This is a genomic window from Bacteroides sp., assembly GCF_028690125.1.
Lineage (GTDB): Bacteria > Bacteroidota > Bacteroidia > Bacteroidales > Bacteroidaceae > Bacteroides.
Genome location: NZ_JAQVBV010000020.1, coordinates 45,620 through 63,369, shown reverse-complemented (window position 1 = coordinate 63,369; position 17,750 = coordinate 45,620). Strand labels below are relative to the sequence as shown.

At 38.9% G+C, this 17,750-nt stretch carries 18 protein-coding genes; 1 reads left to right on the top strand and 17 read right to left on the bottom strand.

Translation table 11 applies throughout. From position 1 onward, the window contains the following. The first annotated feature begins 15 nt into the window (after positions 1-15). Positions 16-1,626: a M56 family metallopeptidase gene (locus PHO71_RS14010; RefSeq protein WP_300204396.1), complete on the top strand. Its 1,611-nt coding sequence runs from the start codon at positions 16-18 to the stop codon at positions 1,624-1,626. Between the two features lie 55 nt (positions 1,627-1,681). Here the strand turns inward: PHO71_RS14010 and miaA are convergent, their stop codons facing one another. The 17 genes from miaA to PHO71_RS13925 form a co-directional block, all read right to left on the bottom strand. Then, positions 1,682-2,584, bottom strand: a complete 903-nt coding sequence (miaA, locus tag PHO71_RS14005) for a tRNA (adenosine(37)-N6)-dimethylallyltransferase MiaA (RefSeq protein ID WP_300204467.1) — start codon at positions 2,582-2,584, stop codon at positions 1,682-1,684. 100 nt (positions 2,585-2,684) lie between these two features. Further along, on the bottom strand, positions 2,685-3,239 hold the full coding sequence (locus PHO71_RS14000; protein WP_300204393.1) for a hypothetical protein: 555 nt from the start codon (positions 3,237-3,239) through the stop codon (positions 2,685-2,687). A 22-nt stretch (positions 3,240-3,261) separates the two neighbouring features. Beyond that, a complete protein-coding gene (gene lpxA / locus PHO71_RS13995) occupies positions 3,262-4,029 on the bottom strand; it encodes an acyl-ACP--UDP-N-acetylglucosamine O-acyltransferase (protein WP_300204390.1) in 768 nt (255 codons plus the stop codon). A gap of 20 nt (positions 4,030-4,049) precedes the next feature. Next, positions 4,050-5,435 carry a bifunctional UDP-3-O-[3-hydroxymyristoyl] N-acetylglucosamine deacetylase/3-hydroxyacyl-ACP dehydratase gene (locus PHO71_RS13990; protein WP_300204388.1) on the bottom strand — a complete coding sequence of 462 codons (1,386 nt, stop codon included), beginning with the start codon at positions 5,433-5,435 and terminating at the stop codon, positions 4,050-4,052. Between the two features lie 3 nt (positions 5,436-5,438). Next, positions 5,439-6,482: a UDP-3-O-(3-hydroxymyristoyl)glucosamine N-acyltransferase gene (gene lpxD, locus PHO71_RS13985; RefSeq protein WP_300204385.1), complete on the bottom strand. Its 1,044-nt coding sequence runs from the start codon at positions 6,480-6,482 to the stop codon at positions 5,439-5,441. An 81-nt stretch (positions 6,483-6,563) separates the two neighbouring features. Next, complete coding sequence (locus PHO71_RS13980) at positions 6,564-7,793, bottom strand: HD domain-containing protein (protein WP_300204382.1); 1,230 nt, start codon at positions 7,791-7,793, stop codon at positions 6,564-6,566. 9 nt (positions 7,794-7,802) lie between these two features. Next, positions 7,803-8,627: an orotidine-5'-phosphate decarboxylase gene (gene pyrF, locus PHO71_RS13975; RefSeq protein ID WP_300204379.1), complete on the bottom strand. Its 825-nt coding sequence runs from the start codon at positions 8,625-8,627 to the stop codon at positions 7,803-7,805. Positions 8,628-8,642: 15 nt separating this feature from the next. Then, the gene (gene prfA / locus PHO71_RS13970; protein ID WP_300204376.1) at positions 8,643-9,755 is read right to left on the bottom strand and encodes a peptide chain release factor 1; all 1,113 of its coding nucleotides are present in this window, start codon (positions 9,753-9,755) and stop codon (positions 8,643-8,645) included. 25 nt (positions 9,756-9,780) lie between these two features. Next, complete coding sequence (locus tag PHO71_RS13965) at positions 9,781-10,227, bottom strand: hypothetical protein (RefSeq protein WP_300204374.1); 447 nt, start codon at positions 10,225-10,227, stop codon at positions 9,781-9,783. 1 nt (position 10,228) lies between these two features. Then, the gene (locus PHO71_RS13960) at positions 10,229-11,395 is read right to left on the bottom strand and encodes an AIR synthase related protein (RefSeq protein WP_300204371.1); all 1,167 of its coding nucleotides are present in this window, start codon (positions 11,393-11,395) and stop codon (positions 10,229-10,231) included. A gap of 159 nt (positions 11,396-11,554) precedes the next feature. Continuing rightward, positions 11,555-12,136, bottom strand: a complete 582-nt coding sequence (locus tag PHO71_RS13955) for a LemA family protein (RefSeq protein ID WP_300204369.1) — start codon at positions 12,134-12,136, stop codon at positions 11,555-11,557. Between the two features lie 69 nt (positions 12,137-12,205). Then, positions 12,206-13,138, bottom strand: a complete 933-nt coding sequence (locus PHO71_RS13950; RefSeq protein ID WP_300204366.1) for a YgcG family protein — start codon at positions 13,136-13,138, stop codon at positions 12,206-12,208. Positions 13,139-13,210: 72 nt separating this feature from the next. Beyond that, on the bottom strand, positions 13,211-14,158 hold the full coding sequence (locus tag PHO71_RS13945; RefSeq protein WP_300204363.1) for an alpha/beta hydrolase: 948 nt from the start codon (positions 14,156-14,158) through the stop codon (positions 13,211-13,213). A 58-nt stretch (positions 14,159-14,216) separates the two neighbouring features. Beyond that, positions 14,217-14,963: a shikimate dehydrogenase gene (locus PHO71_RS13940; RefSeq protein WP_300204361.1), complete on the bottom strand. Its 747-nt coding sequence runs from the start codon at positions 14,961-14,963 to the stop codon at positions 14,217-14,219. A 36-nt stretch (positions 14,964-14,999) separates the two neighbouring features. Continuing rightward, positions 15,000-15,737, bottom strand: a complete 738-nt coding sequence (gene ubiE, locus PHO71_RS13935) for a bifunctional demethylmenaquinone methyltransferase/2-methoxy-6-polyprenyl-1,4-benzoquinol methylase UbiE (RefSeq protein WP_300204358.1) — start codon at positions 15,735-15,737, stop codon at positions 15,000-15,002. A 2-nt stretch (positions 15,738-15,739) separates the two neighbouring features. Then, the gene (locus PHO71_RS13930) at positions 15,740-16,684 is read right to left on the bottom strand and encodes a phosphoribosylaminoimidazolesuccinocarboxamide synthase (RefSeq protein WP_300204464.1); all 945 of its coding nucleotides are present in this window, start codon (positions 16,682-16,684) and stop codon (positions 15,740-15,742) included. Between the two features lie 44 nt (positions 16,685-16,728). Further along, entirely contained in the window at positions 16,729-17,745 is a 1,017-nt protein-coding gene (locus PHO71_RS13925; RefSeq protein ID WP_300204356.1) for a PhoH family protein, read from the bottom strand. Between the last annotated feature and the right edge of the window lie 5 nt (positions 17,746-17,750).

Sequence of the window (17,750 nt, the reverse complement as noted above, 5' to 3'; positions counted from 1 at the left end):
TTATTAGGTTATTTTATGGGAGTATTCTTTATTTATGTTCTGAAGTCGGCAATCTGTCTGTCATTATTTTATTTGTTTTATAGTCTATTATTAAGTCGGGAAACATTTTATCGATTTAACCGAGTGGCATTATTAGGGATATTATTTTTGTCTCTGTCAATTCCTTTGATAGAACTAACGACGAATCAGCAGATGGAGGTACATCAAGCGATGCAATCAATTGAGCAATTTCTGGTGACAACAGAGAGTATGCATTCAATTAAGGTAATAACTACGCAACCGGAGGATACTTCTATAACTTGGACACAAATATTATTATTTGTCTATTTGATTGGAATCTTGTTTTTTATATGTCGTAATCTGTATTCTTTATCACGTTTATTGTTATTGATTAAATCAGGAAAACGGAAAAAACTGGAAAGAGGGATCATCTTAATTATCCATGAACGGAAGATTGCTCCTTTTAGTTGGATGAAGTATATTGTTATCTCTCAAAAGGATTGGGAAGAGGATGGTGAAACAATTCTTATTCACGAAATGGCTCATTTACATAATCGGCATTCAATAGATTTATTTTTAGTCGATGCTTGTGTCTTTTTCCAATGGTTCAACCCCGGTGCATGGCTGTTGAAACAGGAACTTCAGAATATTCATGAATATGAAGCCGATGATACAGTTATTAAAGAAGGAATAGATGTAAAAGAATATCAATTATTGCTAATAAGAAAAGCTGTCGGCACAAGGCTCTACTCTATGGCCAACAGCTTTAATCACAGTAAACTTAAAAAACGTATCACTATGATGTTAAAAGAAAAATCAAGTCCATGGGCATATTTGAAGTATATATATGTACTTCCGTTGGCTGCCTTTGCAGTGACAGCTTTTGCCCGTCCTGAAATCTCAGAAAAAATAGAAGAGATTTCTGCCGTCAAAGTTAATGATTTAGCTACAATTATTGAAACAAAAGTGGAGAAAATAAGCAGTAATAAGGATACACTAAAACAAAAAATTGCTGCTTTTCCATCACATATGCCTTTAGCTTATTCAGTTGATTCGCTTGTAATCAGTGACGAATCGTGTGTGTTATATGATCCTATAATAAATAAAATGAATGGTAAAAAGCCATTGATTATCATTGATGGAAAAGAGATAGTGGGAGATGATCTATTGTCTAAAATTTCAAAAGATAGTATAGCAAGTATTACGGTGTTACAAGATAAAGTGGCACTTGAATTATATGGAGAGAAGGGTAAAGATGGTGTTTGGTTAATACAATCAATTGCTAATCAGAAGCCCATAAATGCTCTGAAAAAAGAAAATGCTCATGTGGCGAATGTATTGAATAAAATGAATTCTTTTCGGAGTGGTAAAGGAAAGAATCTTGATCCTAAGCAAGTAGCTTCTTTGGTATCAGTAGACAAAGAACCTCTTTTTATAGTCGATAATAAAGAAGTTTCCCAAGTTGAATTGTCGGAGATACCTATAGATAGTATAAGCTCTATTTCTATTTTGAAAGATGAATCCGCTACTTCTATTTATGGTGAAAAAGGAAAGGATGGAGTAGTTCTCATTACATTATTAATCGGTGAGAAAGATACAATAAGAAAAAAGGTTTCTGATAAATAAAGGGAAATTTTAGATATACTATTAAGAATTTAATTAGAGTAGATTCATTGAAGCACTAATACCCAATTTCTAGACGGAGGTACTCAAGTATCTCCGTTTCTTGTTTCGGATGGAACCAACATATTTCTTTATCTCGTTTAAACCAAGTCATTTGTTTGCGAGAATAGATACGTGAATTTTGCTTGATTTTCTCAATAGCAAAAGGTAATTCCCATTCACCATCCAGATAATTAAATAATTCTTTGTAGCCTACTGTATTAAGTGAGTTGAGATGGCGATAAGGTAGTACAGACTTTACTTCTTTCAATAATCCATCTTCCATCATCAAATCAACACGTCGGTTAATACGGTCATAAAGTTCTTCACGGTCACGAGTTAGCCCGATTTTTAGAATACGGAAAGGACGCTGTTTTTTTTGTTGGGTACGGAAGGAAGTATACGTTTTCCCTGTCATATAGCAGATTTCCAAAGCATGGATCACTCGTTTGGGATTTTTTAAGTCTACAATACGATAATATTCCGGGTCTAACAAACGTAACTCTCTACATAGTTGATCAAGACCTTCTTCCTCATATTTCTTCAACATTAGCTGACGTGTATCTACGTCTACTGTAGGTATATCGTCAATTCCCTTACAGATAGCATCTACATACATCATTGAGCCGCCAGTAAGAACTACAACTTCTTGTTGAGTAAATAATTGATTTAAAATCTCCATAGCTTCCGCTTCATATTGAGCGGCACTATAATAATCGGTAAGATGAAGCGTACCCACCAAATAATGAGTTACGCGTTTAAGTTGGTTAGGCGTAGGAGCTGCGGTACCTATTTGAAGTTCAGCATATAACTGCCTGGAATCGGCAGAGACAATGCTCGTGTGATAGTGTTCTGCGAGCCGTAAGCTAAGTTCTGTTTTTCCTACTCCGGTGGGACCGATTAATACAATGAGAATGGGCATAGAATTACTGAACAATGATAATGGAGTATTGATCATGAATAATAGCTATACAGTGATCTATATAGTAATTTTCTATAATCAATTCTCCATTAAGCATTAATTAAATTTTTTCTTCCTCATAAGGACTACTTGTGTCGCCACCTATGTCGAAACCTTCCTGATCAAAATCTTCCATATCAAAATCCTGATCACCATAGAAGTTCTCGTCCAAATCAAGCGAACCACTGGTGGCAGCCATTTCTTCAAAATCTACTATTTGTTTGGGAGCATTACCGGTTTTCATAGTACATTTCGCACCATCCATATCTTTTCCAGTAATGATTTCGGTTAATTCAATAAAGAAACAACGTTCTGTCATATAGTCGAATATGTAGAGCAGTTTTTGTTTCTCATCTTCTACCAATTCATTGATAGCAGTTTCTTTCATTACCCAACTATCCATTTCAGGATTATCATCCATCTCTTCCAAAGTCACTTCTTTTTCTTTTTCCCAATCTTCATCGCAAATGAAGAAAGAAGTCATCTGGTCATTAGCATAACCTACTGATTTCAGTATTGCTTCATGGAAGTCAAAAAATGTAGCTTCCGGATCAATTTGTATTTCTCTGACAAAATCGTCAATTTCATCAGATATGATAGTAAATCTGTATATCATAATATGACTATTTTGAACTGTTTTATTTTATAATTCCACGTTCTGAGTTGCGGATGAAATCAATAATATAGTCAATTTCAGGACTCTTCTCAAATTCATCTTCGATTTTATTCAAGGCATCTGTGGTATTCAAACCACTTTGATAGATAATACGATAGGCATTGTGAATACTTTCAATCAATTCATTGGTAAATCCGCGACGACGCAGGCCAATAATGTTGATTCCGCAGAAAGCGATGGGTTCACGTCCTGCAATTATATATGGAGGAATGTCTTTGCTGAAACGACATCCTCCCTGAATCATCACATAACTACCTACATGGCAGAATTGATGCATTAGTACATTAGCGCTAATAATAGCATTATCATCAATTACAATTTCACCTGCCATTTTGGTAGAATTACCAATAATGCAACCGTTGCCGATTAATGCATCATGAGCAACGTGCATACCTTCCATCAGCAAGTTATTGCTACCAACAATTGTACGTCCTTTAGCAGCTGTACCACGGTTGATCGTTACATTTTCACGAATCAGGTTATTATCTCCTATTTCTGCTGTAGTTTCTTCTCCCTGAAATTTCAAGTCTTGAGGAATAGCGCCGATAACAGCACCCGGAAAAATTGTGTTTCCGTTACCAATGCGTGACCCATATAAGATATTGGTATTAGCCATAATTTTATTGTTATCGCCAATTACCACGTTTTTATCAATAAATACAAAGGGCGCAATTTCTACGTTTTCCCCGATCTTTGCTTCGGGATGAATATACGCTAAGGGACTTATCATCTTAAATTCTGAATTATGAATTACTTATTTTTTACTATTTGTGCCATGAATTCCGCTTCACAAACTACTTTCTCACCAACGAAAGCATATCCTTTCATTGTAGAGATGCCTCGACGGATTGGAGCAAGTAGTTCTACACGGAAAACCAATGTATCTCCGGGAACTACTTTTTGCCGAAATTTCACTCCGTCTATTTTCATAAAGTAGGTAGAGTACCGTTCCGGGTCATCTACTGAGTTTAATACAAGCAGGCCACCAGTTTGTGCCATTGCTTCAACCTGGAGAACTCCCGGCATGACAGGTTCTTGGGGGAAATGCCCTTGAAAGAAGGGCTCATTGCCTGTAACATTCTTAACACCTATAATGTAGTTTGCACCGATTTCAATCACTTTATCCACTAACTGGAAAGGATAACGGTGTGGCAATAATTCGCGGATACGATTTACGTCCATAACCGGTTCAAGATTACAGTCATATGTCGGGGCCTGAATCTCGTGTAGACGGATCTCTTTTCTCATCTGACGGGCGAACTTATTATTGATTGTATGTCCGGGACGAGTAGCGATAATACGACCTTTAATCGGCTTGCCGATCAGAGCAAGGTCGCCAATGACATCCAACAGTTTATGACGGGCACACTCATTTGCCCAAACTAATGGTTTGTGATTGATATAGCCTAGTTGGTTAGCATCCATGTGAGGTACTCCCATGATATCAGCCAACTTGTCGTAATTTTCCTGTGACATTTTGCGCTCATAGATAACAATCGCATTATCTAAGTCACCACCTTTGATCAAACCTGCGGCAAGAAGAGGTTCTATTTCGCGAACAAAGACGAATGTACGGCTGGCAGCCACTTCGTCTTTAAACTTGTTCATATCTTCAAGCGTAGCAAATTGATTTGGAATAATCATTGAATCATACGAAACCAACACGTTTAAACTAAAATTCTCGTCTGGTAGTACAATGATGGAAGAACCCGTTTCTTCATCCCGGAATTCTATTTTCGATTTGATGATATAAAAGTCTTTAACAGCACTTTGTTCCTCAGTTCCTACACGCTCTATTTCTTGTACATAATATTGTGCACTACCATCTAAAATCGGAAATTCCGGACCATTTACCTGGATGAGACAGTTATCAATGCCCAATGCATAAAGGGCTGCCATACCATGTTCTATAGTGCTTACCTTGACTCCATTTTTTGACAACACAGTACCACGGGTCGTTTCTGTAACGTTGTCGGCTACTGCATCGATAGTCGGTTGTCCTGCCTGGTCAATGCGCTGGATTTTGTATCCATGATTGTCCGGAGCAGGATTGAATGTAACAGTGAGATCAAGTCCAGTGTGAAGACCTTTCCCGCTCAGTGAAAAGCTATCTTTCAGCGTTTTTTGTTTCAGCATTGGTTACTTATTTAATAGTTGTTGTTTTAATTCTTCTAATTCCTTGCGCAAGTTATTCAGTTCTATGTACATTTCCGGCAATTTTTTTGTTATAACAGCGGCTTTAAAGTATTGTTTTGGTTCCATAGGAGGTGTTCCGATGAGTACACTGCCCGATTTTATACTGCTTGGTACACCGGATTGGGCTCCCAAATTAACACGGTCACCTATCTTGATATGTCCGGCAATACCTACTTGTCCGCCAAACATACACCACTCTCCAATTTTGGCTGAACCGGCAATACCTGCTTGAGCTGCCATAACTGTGTGAGAACCAATTTCATCATTATGTGCAATTTGCACAAGATTATCTATTTTGACACCACTATGTATTACTGTAGCTCCCATTGTAGCACGGTCTACGCAAGTATTAGCACCTATATCTACTTTATCTTCCAGAATGACAATACCTATTTGCGGTATTTTGTCATAACCATTCTGAGTAGGAGCAAAACCAAAACCGTCAGCACCGATTACTGCACCTGAATGCAAAATACATTCGTTGCCGATGCGGCAATCGTGATAAACATTCACATTAGAATAGAGCAGACAGTTATTACCTATCTTCACGCCGTCTCCAATGAAAGTATGTGGATAAATCTGGGTATCATCTCCAATAATGGCATTTTCACCAATGTATGCAAAAGCACCGATATATACGTTCTCTCCGATTTTAGCACTAGGTGCAACAAAAGCCAATGAATTGACCCCCTGCTTTTTAGGTTTGCTCATTTCGTAGAGATTAAGCAACTTTGCAAGGCTTTCATAAGCATTGTCTACTTTTATAAGAGTCGTTTTGATTTTTTGTTCGGGAACAAAATCCTTGTTTACCAGTACAATGCTGGATTGTGTATCATAGATATAAGGTGTATATTTAGGGTTTGATAGGAAAGAAATAGCTCCGGGCATTCCCTCCTCAATCTTGGCGAATGTGTGTACCGTTGCATTTTCATCTCCTACGATTTCCCCTTGGATAAATGCTGCAATTTGCTTAGCCGAGAACTCCATGTCTTTTTTTCAATTTTAATTAGTTCACAAATAACGGATTTTTTTTTTAGATTTCCGTACTATTAAATGAATATTTTATACTTATGTATGCAATCTCTGATAGCAAAGATAGTATTTCTTTACCTTTTTGGATAGCAAAGAGATATTTAACATATCTGATGCTTCAGCAATATTTTTGATAGAGCCGTCCTTATAAATAATATCAATACTGTCATCGGCCGAGTCGTACATATTCTTTTCGATGCTTGGGGTAGAGACAAAATAGTTCGCTTCGGAAAGGGGTATGTCCAGTTGTTGGCTGATTTGCATAATTAATTCTTTTTTCCTGTCTTCTCCAATGCGTTCGGACGAAATTTCCACTTTAAAAATGTTGCGATTAATCATTCCCAGACTCAGCATTGATAAAACTTTGTCGGAGTGAGTACTCCATACTTTCAATGCGGTCCAGATATCGTTGTCATCAAGTTGGATAAATTGCTCCAGACATTCTGGATTATTATAAAACTCTTCATGATTAATGTCATTATATAAGAAAAAATGTAATGCGGGTGAAGCAAACAAATCCATTCCTTCGGAAGCAAGTTCCTTTGCACGAAGCAGTGTACTAATGAGCATTCGTTCATAGGCTACCGAAGTCTTGTGCAGGTATACTTGCCAATACATCAGGCGGCGTGCTGTAAGAAAGTTCTCAATGGAATAAATTCCTTTGGATTCAATAACCAACCGGTCATCTGCTACATCAAGCATTTTTATAATACGCGCTGAACCAATATTACCTTCAGTAACGCCTGTATAAAAACTATCCCGACGAAGATAATCAAGTCTGTCCATATCCAACTGACCACTGACAAGCTGATGCAAGAAGCGTTTCGGGTATTCATCCTTGAATATTTGAATCGCAAGGCTAAGTTGTCCGTTCATATCCTTGTTCATCCGTTCCATAAGCATAAGAGAAATTTCCTCATGAGAAACCCCTTTGACGATGGTATCTTCCAGTACGTGCGAGAAAGGACCATGTCCGATATCATGTAACAGGATAGCAGCTTGTACAGCCTCCGCTTCACTATCGAAGATGAAGTTCCCTTTAGAAGCTAATTGTGTAATTGCTTCACTCATCAGGTAAAAAGCACCTAAAGAATGCTGAAACCGGGTATGTTGTGCTCCGGGGTATACAACAGAAGAGAGTCCTACTTGTTTGATACGAGTAAGACGCTGTAAAAGGGGATGTCGTACGATATCATACAACAACCCCTTTGGAATATTGATAAACCCGAATACCGGGTCATTGATTATCTTTCTTTCGTAAGGCATTCGTTTTCTTTAGAGAATCGCTTTTAGTTGTTCAGCCATTTGTGCCTGTACTTCCTGTGCAGCTTTGCGGGCAGCTTCTGCAAACTTTTCTGTTTTATCTACGTAGATAATACCACGGGAAGAATTAACAATCAGTCCACAAGTACTGTTCATACCATATTTGCACACTTCTTCGAGTGAACCACCTTGAGCACCAACGCCAGGAACCAATAAAAAATGATTAGGAACAATCTTACGAATATCCTCGAAAGCACATCCCTGAGTAGCACCTACTACATACATCATACGATCATCACCGGCCCATTCTTGTGATTTGCGCAATACTTTTTCAAACAGACGTTCGCCATTCACGTCTTCTGTCAGTTGAAAATCATGAGAGCCTTTGTTGGAAGTTAATGCTAGCAGAATTACCCATTTCCCTTCATAACTAAGGAATGGAGTAACACTATCTTCTCCCATATAAGGAGCTACTGTTACAGAATCAATATTTAGTTCTTCGAAAAAAGTACGGGCATACATGGCAGAAGTATTTCCGATGTCACCACGCTTTGCATCAGCAATAATGAACTGGTCAGGATAGTTATCTTTAATATATTGTACTGTTTTTTCGAAAGCAATCCAACCTTTTACACCCATGCTTTCATAGAAAGCCAGATTTGGCTTATAAGCGATACACATATCAGCTGTTGCATCGATAATTGCCTTGTTGAAAACAAAGATCGGATCTTCCTCACTCAGCAGATGTTCAGGAATCTTTTTGATATCCGTATCCAATCCTACGCAAAGGAATGATTTCTTGCGCTTTATGTTTTCAAATAACTGTTGTTTATTCATTTTTATTTTATAATTTTAAAGTTCACTTTCTTTCAGACGTTCTGCATTTTCTGCTACAATCAGGTGGTCGATACAAGCCTGAATATCTCCATCCATGAAAGCTGCCAGATTATAAATTGTATAGTTGATGCGATGGTCAGTAATACGTCCTTGTGGATAGTTGTATGTACGTATTTTGGCGGAACGGTCACCGGTAGAAACCATTGTTTTTCGTTTGGATGCAATGTCATCAATGTATTTTTGATGTTCTTTATCGTAGATGAAGGTACGAAGTCTTGCCAGAGCGCGTTCTTTATTCTTCGGCTGGTCACGTGTTTCAGTACATTCGATTAGGATTTCTTCGGCTATTCCTGTATTCGGATTCTTCCAAATATACCGTAAACGTACGCCGGATTCTACTTTATTGACATTCTGCCCGCCTGCACCACCACTTCGGAAAGTGTCCCATTTGATTTCACCTTCGTTGATAACCACATCAAATTCTTCAGCTTCGGGAAGTATGGCAACAGAAGCTGCAGAAGTATGCACACGTCCTTGAGTCTCCGTAGCTGGTACACGTTGTACACGGTGAACCCCCGATTCATATTTCAATGTTCCATAAACACTGTCTCCTGTAACGCTGCAGATTATTTCTTTGTATCCACCTGCTGCTCCTTCATTGGCACTGGAGACTTCCATTTTCCAGCCTTTGGTTTCGAAGTATTTGGCGTACATTCGAAAAAGGTCACCCGCAAAAATAGCAGCTTCATCACCACCTGTTCCACCACGAATCTCAAGAATTGCATTTCTGCTGTCTTGAGGATCGGCAGGAACAAGCATCAGTTTGATCTCTTCCTCTAATTGTGGAAGACGGTTCTGGCTATTGTCCATTTCTTCTTTTGCCATCTCGCGCATTTCGTTGTCAGACTCGGTTGCCAGAATATTTTTAGCCTCTTCGATATTCCCAAGCAATTGGATATATTCCTTGCGGGCTTTCATCAAATCATCTAAATCCTTATATTCCTTTGTCAGTTTGACATAGCGTTTTTGGTCGGCAATGACTGACGGGTCGGTAATAAGAGTAGATATTTCTTCAAAACGGGCTACAAGTCCGTCCAATTTTTCTAATATGGTACTGTTATCTGCCATTTTTTATCCTTTGTATATCTGTTATTTATAATTGTATCTCATATATATACCAGATATTTTCCTTTTTATCTAAAAAATATAAGTTCTGATTAAACACGTCAGGAATTGTATCAATTGTATATTGAACGAAATCATCTTCTAATTTAAACCATTCGGGGGCATCTGATGGTATTACAGGTTTTGATAATATTTGTTTGATACTGTCATTTACAATACTATCTACCTGGAATAGTTTTTTCTTGAGATAATCATCCCAATTCTTGATTGATTTGATTTTGAAATATGCAATGTATTCATTGGTGAAATGCGCTGACTTCCAATATTGTCCTTTCAATACCTGAAAGGAATCGGGTTTTACTTCGTCACCTGTCCAGAATTTATAACTTTGGTTTGGATCTGTCGTCTTAATCTCACATGAATAGAGAGATAGAAAGCAGTATATGAATACAATATATTTACAAATATGCTTCATATTAATACTGAAATTCCCCGAATTCGCTCTTAATGATTAACTCTGTCTGATCACATGCTTCGATACGACCTACAATCTGTGCCGGAATACCGAATGATTCAGAAATAGCAATCACTTCTGCTGCACGTTCCTGTGATAAGTAAACTTCGAGACGGTGTCCCATATTGAATACCTTGTACATTTCTGCCCAATCCGTACCGCTTTGTTCCTGAATTGTCTTAAACAACGGAGGAACAGGGAATAAATTATCTTTGATAACACGGACTTTTTCAACAAAGTGAAGTACTTTAGTTTGCGCGCCACCGGAGCAGTGTACCATACCGTGTATTTCCGGACGAAGAGCATCGAGTAATTTCTTTACTACCGGCGCATAAGTACGGGTAGGAGAGAGAACTAGCTTTCCTGCATCAATAGGAGAATTTTCCACTTCATCGGTCAGTTCTAGGTTACCGGAATATACTAGTTCTTTAGGTACGGCAGCATCATAGCTTTCCGGATATTTTTCAGCAAGGTATTTGCCGAATACGTCATGACGGGCACTCGTCAGACCGTTGCTACCCATACCACCATTATATTCTTTTTCATAAGTTGCTTGTCCATAAGAAGCTAAACCAACAATCACATCGCCGGGGCGGATATTTGCATTGTTAATAACATCCGAACGCTTCATGCGACAAGTAACAGTTGAATCAACGATGATAGTACGTACCAAATCGCCAACATCAGCAGTTTCACCACCAGTAGCATATACGCCTACACCCATTTCCCGGAGTTCGGCCAACAGCTCGTCGGTTCCGTTGATAATAGCGGAAATTACTTCACCCGGAATCAATAATTTATTACGACCGATAGTAGAAGAAACGAGGATATTATCTACGGCACCTACACAAAGTAAGTCGTCAATGTTCATAATTAGCGCATCCTGTGCAATACCTTTCCAAACGGAGAGATCGCCCGTCTCTTTCCAATACATATAAGCTAATGAGGATTTGGTTCCTGCACCGTCAGCGTGCATAATATTGCAATATTCCGGATCACCACCTAAAATATCAGGGATGATTTTACAAAATGCTTGTGGGAAAATACCTTTGTCTATGTTTTTGATGGCGTTGTGAACATCTTCTTTTGATGCGCTAACGCCTCGCATCATGTATCGTTGATTACTCATGAGTTATAGAATTTTGTATACGCCTGCAAAAGTACGGCTTTTTTTTCGTACAGCCAACTATCTTTATATAAATGGCATTGCCTAAAACAGTTTTCGCATTCAAGAAAATACGAAAACTGTTTTAGGCAATGAGTGAATGTTTATTAGAAAATATCTGTCTTAGAACTCAACTTTCGGAGCTTTTTCGCTTCCTTCTTCTGCTTGGAAATAGGCTTTTTTATCAAATCCGAACATTCCTGCAAAAATGTTTTTAGGGAAACGGCGAATATTGGTATTATAAGCTTGTGCTGCATCATTGAAGTTTTTACGTGCTACATTGATACGGTTTTCCGTACCTTCCAATTGTGCTTGTAATTCCAGAAAGTTTTGATTAGCTTTCAAATCCGGATAATTCTCCGTGATTGCAAGTAATTTGCCCAAAGCTGATGTAACTGCACCTTGTGCTTTCTGGTATTCAGCTAATTTTTCCGGAGTAAGGTCAGTAGCATCCACTTTGATTTGCGTGGCTTTGCTACGCGCTTCAACTACCCCTTCCAGTGTTTCTTTTTCATGGGAAGCATACCCTTTCACTGTATTTACCAGATTCGGAATCAAGTCTGCACGACGTTGGTATTGAGTTTCTACATTTGCCCATTGACCGTTTACATTTTCTTCCATTGTCACCAGACCATTATATGCACTGACTGCCCAGATCACAATGATTGCCACAATGGCTAAAATGATAATAATTGACTTTTTCATGTTTCTTGCTTTTATTAAGTTTGAAAATCAGATTTTCTATTGATTGAGTTTAAATTTATTTTTCTATAATCAGAATCGTGAACCGGCACCGCCTCCGCCGCCAGAGCCTCCGCCAAAGCTTCCTCCACCGAAACCACCTCCGCCTCCGAAGCCACCGCCAAATCCTCTTCCTCCGCCAAGCCCTCCTACAAAAGGACCACCTCCGCCACCTCCTCTGTGGCGGTAGTTGTCATCGTAACTTTGCTGTTGCCGTTTAACTGTATGACCACAATTTCTACAAGTATAAATGACTTCTTCTGTCTTGACGCCATTTATATTTGAAATAGGTCGGCTGCTACTTCTTTGCAACTTGTGTTTACCGCATTTGGGACAACGGCTCTGATTCCATGAGGCATAGAAAGCTGCTCCAATACCAAAAGCAATAAAACAAATAATAGCGATAATCATATCACTTGAACCGCTTCCTTCCGGTTCAGAAATAGAATCGTTTTCCATTGAACCATCCAGTCGCTGGCAAGTAGCTTTTATTCCAGCTACCATTCCCGCATCCCAATTCCCATCTTTTAAATATGGAATCATATAACGGGTCTGAATTCTTTTGCAAATAGCATCCGGAAGTACGCCTTCCAATCCGTAGCCGGTATAAAATTGAATACAACGTTGATCTGTCACTAATAAAATGACCAATCCGTTGTCCTTATCTTTTTTACCTACTCCCCACTTATTTAGTAGTTGATCGCAGAAATCGAAACAAGATTCTTCTCCTATTGAGGGGACAACAGCAACTACCGTTTCAATTCCGGTTTGTTGCTCCAAAGCGTAAAGCATCGCGTCTATTGAGTCGCAAGATGCTTGTGAAAGTATCCCCGTCGGATTGCAAACATATTGCATTTTATTTTGTAGATGCACTTTCGGAAGATTATCTACTGTATATACTTTTTCTTGAGCTTGTAAGGGTGTCAGCAGAAAAGTGATAAATAACAGTGTAAATATTGATTTCATAACAGTTGTTTTACTTCTGCAAATATATAAACTTTTTCCGTTACGAATTTCAAACTCCTTGTTATAATAGGTTTAATGAATATATCGCCCCACAAATTCACGGATCTTCTCGGTATATTCCTTTTTATTCTCTTTGTACGAAACAGCATGAGTTGCTCCCGGAACAATCCACAATACTTTAGGTTCCGGTTTGGCTTCGTAAAGCGGATAAACCATCCATGTTGGTACATAATTATCCTTGTCTCCGTGGATAAAAAACATCGGTAACTCACACTTTGCCACTTGTTTTAAAGAAGAGGCCTCTTTGAAATTCCAACCATATTTTTTTTCGCACAGCCAACTGGTAGTGTGCATCACTGGGAAAGGGGGAAGATGGAATGTAGATTTTAATTCGTGTGAAAACTCATCCCAAACACTGGTGTAGCCACAATCTTCCACAAAACATTTCACGAAAGGTTGCTGTTTTTCACCTGATACCATCATAGTAGTGGCGGCTCCCATAGATATACCATGTACTACCATTTGTGTACTGTCCCCGAAAATATGGTTTGCAATGTTCATCCATTGTAACACATCAAAGCGGTCTTTCCAACCCATTTGAATGGCAGGTCCCTCGCTTTCACCTTGATGTTGTAGATCAGGGAGCAGAATATTGAACGCTAAATCCCTATTATATAAATAACCAATCATAAACATACGGATGGCATTGTCCGTATATCCATGCACGATAACAGCTGTTTTACCAGTAGCTTGCGGAGCGGCAACATAATAAGCGTGTAACTGCCTTCCTTCCGGATTGATAATGAAAGTATCTTTCAGTGCATCTACCTGCCTAAGGCTGTCTACCCAACCATGGAGGAAAGGATAGTTTTTGTACATAAAAGGATAAGAGTCTGCATTTTTAGATAAAATCTTAGCATTCGGAGTTAAAGAGAAGTTAAGCATATAAAAACTTCCTCCGATAGTGCAGCCGGTAAGAACCAACAGAACAACGATAATGATATAAATAAACTTTCTCATAAGCTAAAATCCTTTTACTACTATCTCTTTCTCCTTGAAAGAGGAACCTAAAGAGGCCTTACTTATGCCAAATTTCCCAAGCGGCAAATGCTTGTAGCAATAGCATCTCCAATCCGTTTTTAGTGACAGCACCCTGTTCTTCTCCTTTTTTCATGAAGAGAGTAATATTCGGATTATACAACAAATCGTAAAGTAAATGGTTCGGAGTCAATTGATCATAAGGAATATTTGGACAATAATCCACTTTAGGATACATACCTAATGGAGTACAATTGACAATTACAGTATATTCTGCTATGATTTCGGGAGTTAGCTCTTCATAGGTCAGCATACCTTCTGCTTTATGAGTGCGCGATACAAATAGACATTCTATACCTAGATTCAGTAGCCCACGGTAAACTGCTTTGGAAGCTCCGCCTGTACCAAGAATCAAAGCTTTTTTGTGATGAGGCTGTAGTAATGGCTGTATAGATTGAGTAAATCCGATAATATCGGAGTTATAACCGATTAATTTAACTTTACCTTTCTGTTGGCGAATAATCTTGATTACATTCACAGCACCAATCTTAGCGGCATCAGGATCTAGTTCGTCCAAGAAAGGAATCACTTGCTCTTTATAAGGAATGGTAACGTTGAGTCCATACAAATTCGGATTTTCTTCAATGATCTCCATAAAGTCATTAATGCTGGGAATCTCAAAATTTTCATATTCAGCATTGATACCTTCTGATTTGAACTTCTCATTAAAGTAGCCGATTGAAAATGAATGTTTCAAGGGATAGCCGATTAAACCGTATTTTTCCATAACATGAAAGAGTTAAATTGATTACTCATGTTTGATTTATTTAGTAGCCGTATAAAGTGTGCAGATGCCAAAGGTTAATCGTCGGAAATTCACTTCGCTGAAACCGGCTTTGGTGATGACTCCTTTCATGACTTCCCCTTGAGGAAATGCTTTGATAGTATCCGGCAGATAATGATAGGCACTGTTGTCTTTGGAGAGCAATTTGCCAAGCAATGGGATGACAACTTTGGAGTAAATAGAGAATAATTGCTTCATCGGAAAACGATCCGGAGTAGTCAATTCCAAAATAACAAGATGTCCACCCGGATTCAGTACTCGGCACATTTCCGAAAGTCCTTTGTCTAGGTCTTCAAAGTTGCGTATACCAAAAGCTACAGTGATAGCGTCAAAACTGTTGTCGGCAAATGAGAGAGAAGTACAGTCCTCCCGGGCAAAAGATATTTTGTCCGAGAGACCTTCCTTCTTAACTTTTTCACGACCCACATTCATCATACCTTCCGAAATGTCCGTGCCGATCAGTTCGACAGATTGCAATTCATGACAAGCAAGGATAGCAAAATCTCCTGTTCCGGTTGCGACGTCCATGATACGTTGCGGTCGGAAAGGGCGGAGCCAAGCAATTGCTTTACGACGCCAACTGCGGTCGATACCTAAAGATAAGGTATGATTCAGTTTGTCGTAGGCATGAGCGATATTGTCAAACATTCGTTCCACTTGCTCGGCTTTCTTGCCTTCTTTATTGTAGGGTTTGATATGTTGCTGTGGGTAATCCATTCTTATTTTTTTAAGAAATTCATTACATTCTTTTCGATACGTTCAGCAATGTTGGTGGTATCCTCTTTTACAAATTTCTCACCGGTGATATTCTCGAACAATTCAATGTAGCGGTCACTGATGCTCTGTACAATAGTCGGAGTCATTTCAGGTACATTTTGTCCATCTTTGCCTTGGAAGCCATTCTCCATTAGCCATTCACGAACGAATTCTTTTGAAAGCTGTTTCTGAGGTTCACCTTTTTCGAAACGTTCCTGATAGCCTTCTGAATAGAAATAACGGCTGGAATCCGGAGTATGAATCTCATCCATCAGGTAGATAGTACCATTGTGTTTACCGAATTCATATTTAGTATCTACAAGGATCAAACCACGTTCAGCAGCAATCTCAGTTCCGCGTTTGAAAAGTGCTAATGTGTATTTTTCAAGAATAGCATATTCTTCCGGTGTAGCCAGACCTTGCTTTAAGATTTCTTCTTTAGAGATATCTTCATCATGAAGGCCCATTTCAGCTTTAGTAGTTGGGGTTACAATTGGTTCCGGGAATTTTTGGTTTTCACGCATTCCGTCCGGCAATTTCACACCGCAGATTTCACGTACACCACTTTTATAGGTACGCCAAGCGCTGCCGCACAAATAACCGCGTACGATCATTTCTACCGGAAAACCTTCGCACAACACACCGACAGTAACCATTGGATCCGGCGTAGCTAGTTTCCAGTTGGGACAGATGTCAGTAGTGGCATCGAGAAATTTAGCTGCAATTTGGTTCAGCATTTGCCCCTTGTAAGGAATACCTTCAGGCAATACTACGTCAAAGGCCGAAATACGGTCAGTTGCTACCATGACGAGTTTTTCACCGTTGATGTTGTACACATCACGCACTTTTCCGTGGTACACGCTTTTCTGTCCCGGAAAGTTGAAATCTGTTTTTGTTAATGCTTTCATCATTTTATATAATAAAAATTACAAGTTACAATTTGCTGTACCACTCATTCACTGGCTTGTTTGATCTGACGTTCGCCGTTGATAACCAACTGCTCACTTTTTCGTCTCTCCCGTTCAGCTTTCACTTCTTTATCGAATTTGTCATAAGCATCCACAATACGTTCTACCAATTTGTGGCGTACAATATCTTTTTTATTCAGTTCAACAAAGCTAATCCCTTTTACTCCTTTCAAAATACGTAGTGCCTGGACTAATCCGGATGTTTGTGAGCTGGGGAGGTCAATTTGTGTCATATCTCCGGTTACAATCATCTTTGTGTTCATTCCCATACGGGTAAGGAACATTTTAATTTGCTGTGCAGTAGTATTTTGTGCTTCATCCAGTATGACAACTGCATCATTCAACGTGCGTCCACGCATAAAAGCTAATGGTGCGATCTGGATGACATTCAAATCCATGTATTCTTTCAATTTGGCAGCAGGTATCATATCTTGTAATGCGTCATAAAGCGGCTGCAGATACGGATCTATTTTATCCTTCATATCACCGGGTAGGAAACCCAGTTTTTCTCCCGCTTCTACAGCAGGACGACTAAGAATGATTTTTTTAATTTCTTTGTTTTTCAGGGCACGTACAGCAAGTGCAATAGCAGTGTACGTCTTTCCTGAGCCTGCCGGACCGATAGCAAATACCATATCATTCTTGGCAAAACCTTCTACCAATTTCAATTGATTCTCACTTCGGGGGATAATTGGCTTACCTGTAACACTGAAAACGATCACGCTTCCATTTTGTTCTGATTGTGGGGCATTGCCTTTGATTATGTCGATGATGACTTCCTCTTTCAGCGAATTATATTCAGCACAATATTTCTCTAGTTTGGTGATATTTTCTTCAAAGGCACACATTTCCTCTTCATCACCCAATACTTTGATAACATTGCCGCGGGCGACAATACGAAGCTTCGGATATAAAGTTTTAATTAACTGTATGTTGGCATTGTTTACGCCATAAAAAATAACCGGGTCAATATCCTCAAGAACAATCAGTTTCTCTATCATTGGAT

Coding starts and splice junctions, on each gene's coding strand:
- PHO71_RS14010 (WP_300204396.1), top strand. CDS start 16: ATGGGAGTATTCTTTATTTATGTTCTGAAGTCGGCAATCTGTCTGTCA.
- miaA (WP_300204467.1), bottom strand. CDS start 2,584: ATGCCCATTCTCATTGTATTAATCGGTCCCACCGGAGTAGGAAAAACA.
- PHO71_RS14000 (WP_300204393.1), bottom strand. CDS start 3,239: ATGATATACAGATTTACTATCATATCTGATGAAATTGACGATTTTGTC.
- lpxA (WP_300204390.1), bottom strand. CDS start 4,029: ATGATAAGTCCCTTAGCGTATATTCATCCCGAAGCAAAGATCGGGGAA.
- PHO71_RS13990 (WP_300204388.1), bottom strand. CDS start 5,435: ATGCTGAAACAAAAAACGCTGAAAGATAGCTTTTCACTGAGCGGGAAA.
- lpxD (WP_300204385.1), bottom strand. CDS start 6,482: ATGGAGTTCTCGGCTAAGCAAATTGCAGCATTTATCCAAGGGGAAATC.
- PHO71_RS13980 (WP_300204382.1), bottom strand. CDS start 7,793: ATGCCTTACGAAAGAAAGATAATCAATGACCCGGTATTCGGGTTTATC.
- pyrF (WP_300204379.1), bottom strand. CDS start 8,627: ATGAATAAACAACAGTTATTTGAAAACATAAAGCGCAAGAAATCATTC.
- prfA (WP_300204376.1), bottom strand. CDS start 9,755: ATGGCAGATAACAGTACCATATTAGAAAAATTGGACGGACTTGTAGCC.
- PHO71_RS13965 (WP_300204374.1), bottom strand. CDS start 10,227: ATGAAGCATATTTGTAAATATATTGTATTCATATACTGCTTTCTATCT.
- PHO71_RS13960 (WP_300204371.1), bottom strand. CDS start 11,395: ATGAGTAATCAACGATACATGATGCGAGGCGTTAGCGCATCAAAAGAA.
- PHO71_RS13955 (WP_300204369.1), bottom strand. CDS start 12,136: ATGAAAAAGTCAATTATTATCATTTTAGCCATTGTGGCAATCATTGTG.
- PHO71_RS13950 (WP_300204366.1), bottom strand. CDS start 13,138: ATGAAATCAATATTTACACTGTTATTTATCACTTTTCTGCTGACACCC.
- PHO71_RS13945 (WP_300204363.1), bottom strand. CDS start 14,158: ATGAGAAAGTTTATTTATATCATTATCGTTGTTCTGTTGGTTCTTACC.
- PHO71_RS13940 (WP_300204361.1), bottom strand. CDS start 14,963: ATGGAAAAATACGGTTTAATCGGCTATCCCTTGAAACATTCATTTTCA.
- ubiE (WP_300204358.1), bottom strand. CDS start 15,737: ATGGATTACCCACAGCAACATATCAAACCCTACAATAAAGAAGGCAAG.
- PHO71_RS13930 (WP_300204464.1), bottom strand. CDS start 16,684: ATGAAAGCATTAACAAAAACAGATTTCAACTTTCCGGGACAGAAAAGC.
- PHO71_RS13925 (WP_300204356.1), bottom strand. CDS start 17,745: ATGATAGAGAAACTGATTGTTCTTGAGGATATTGACCCGGTTATTTTT.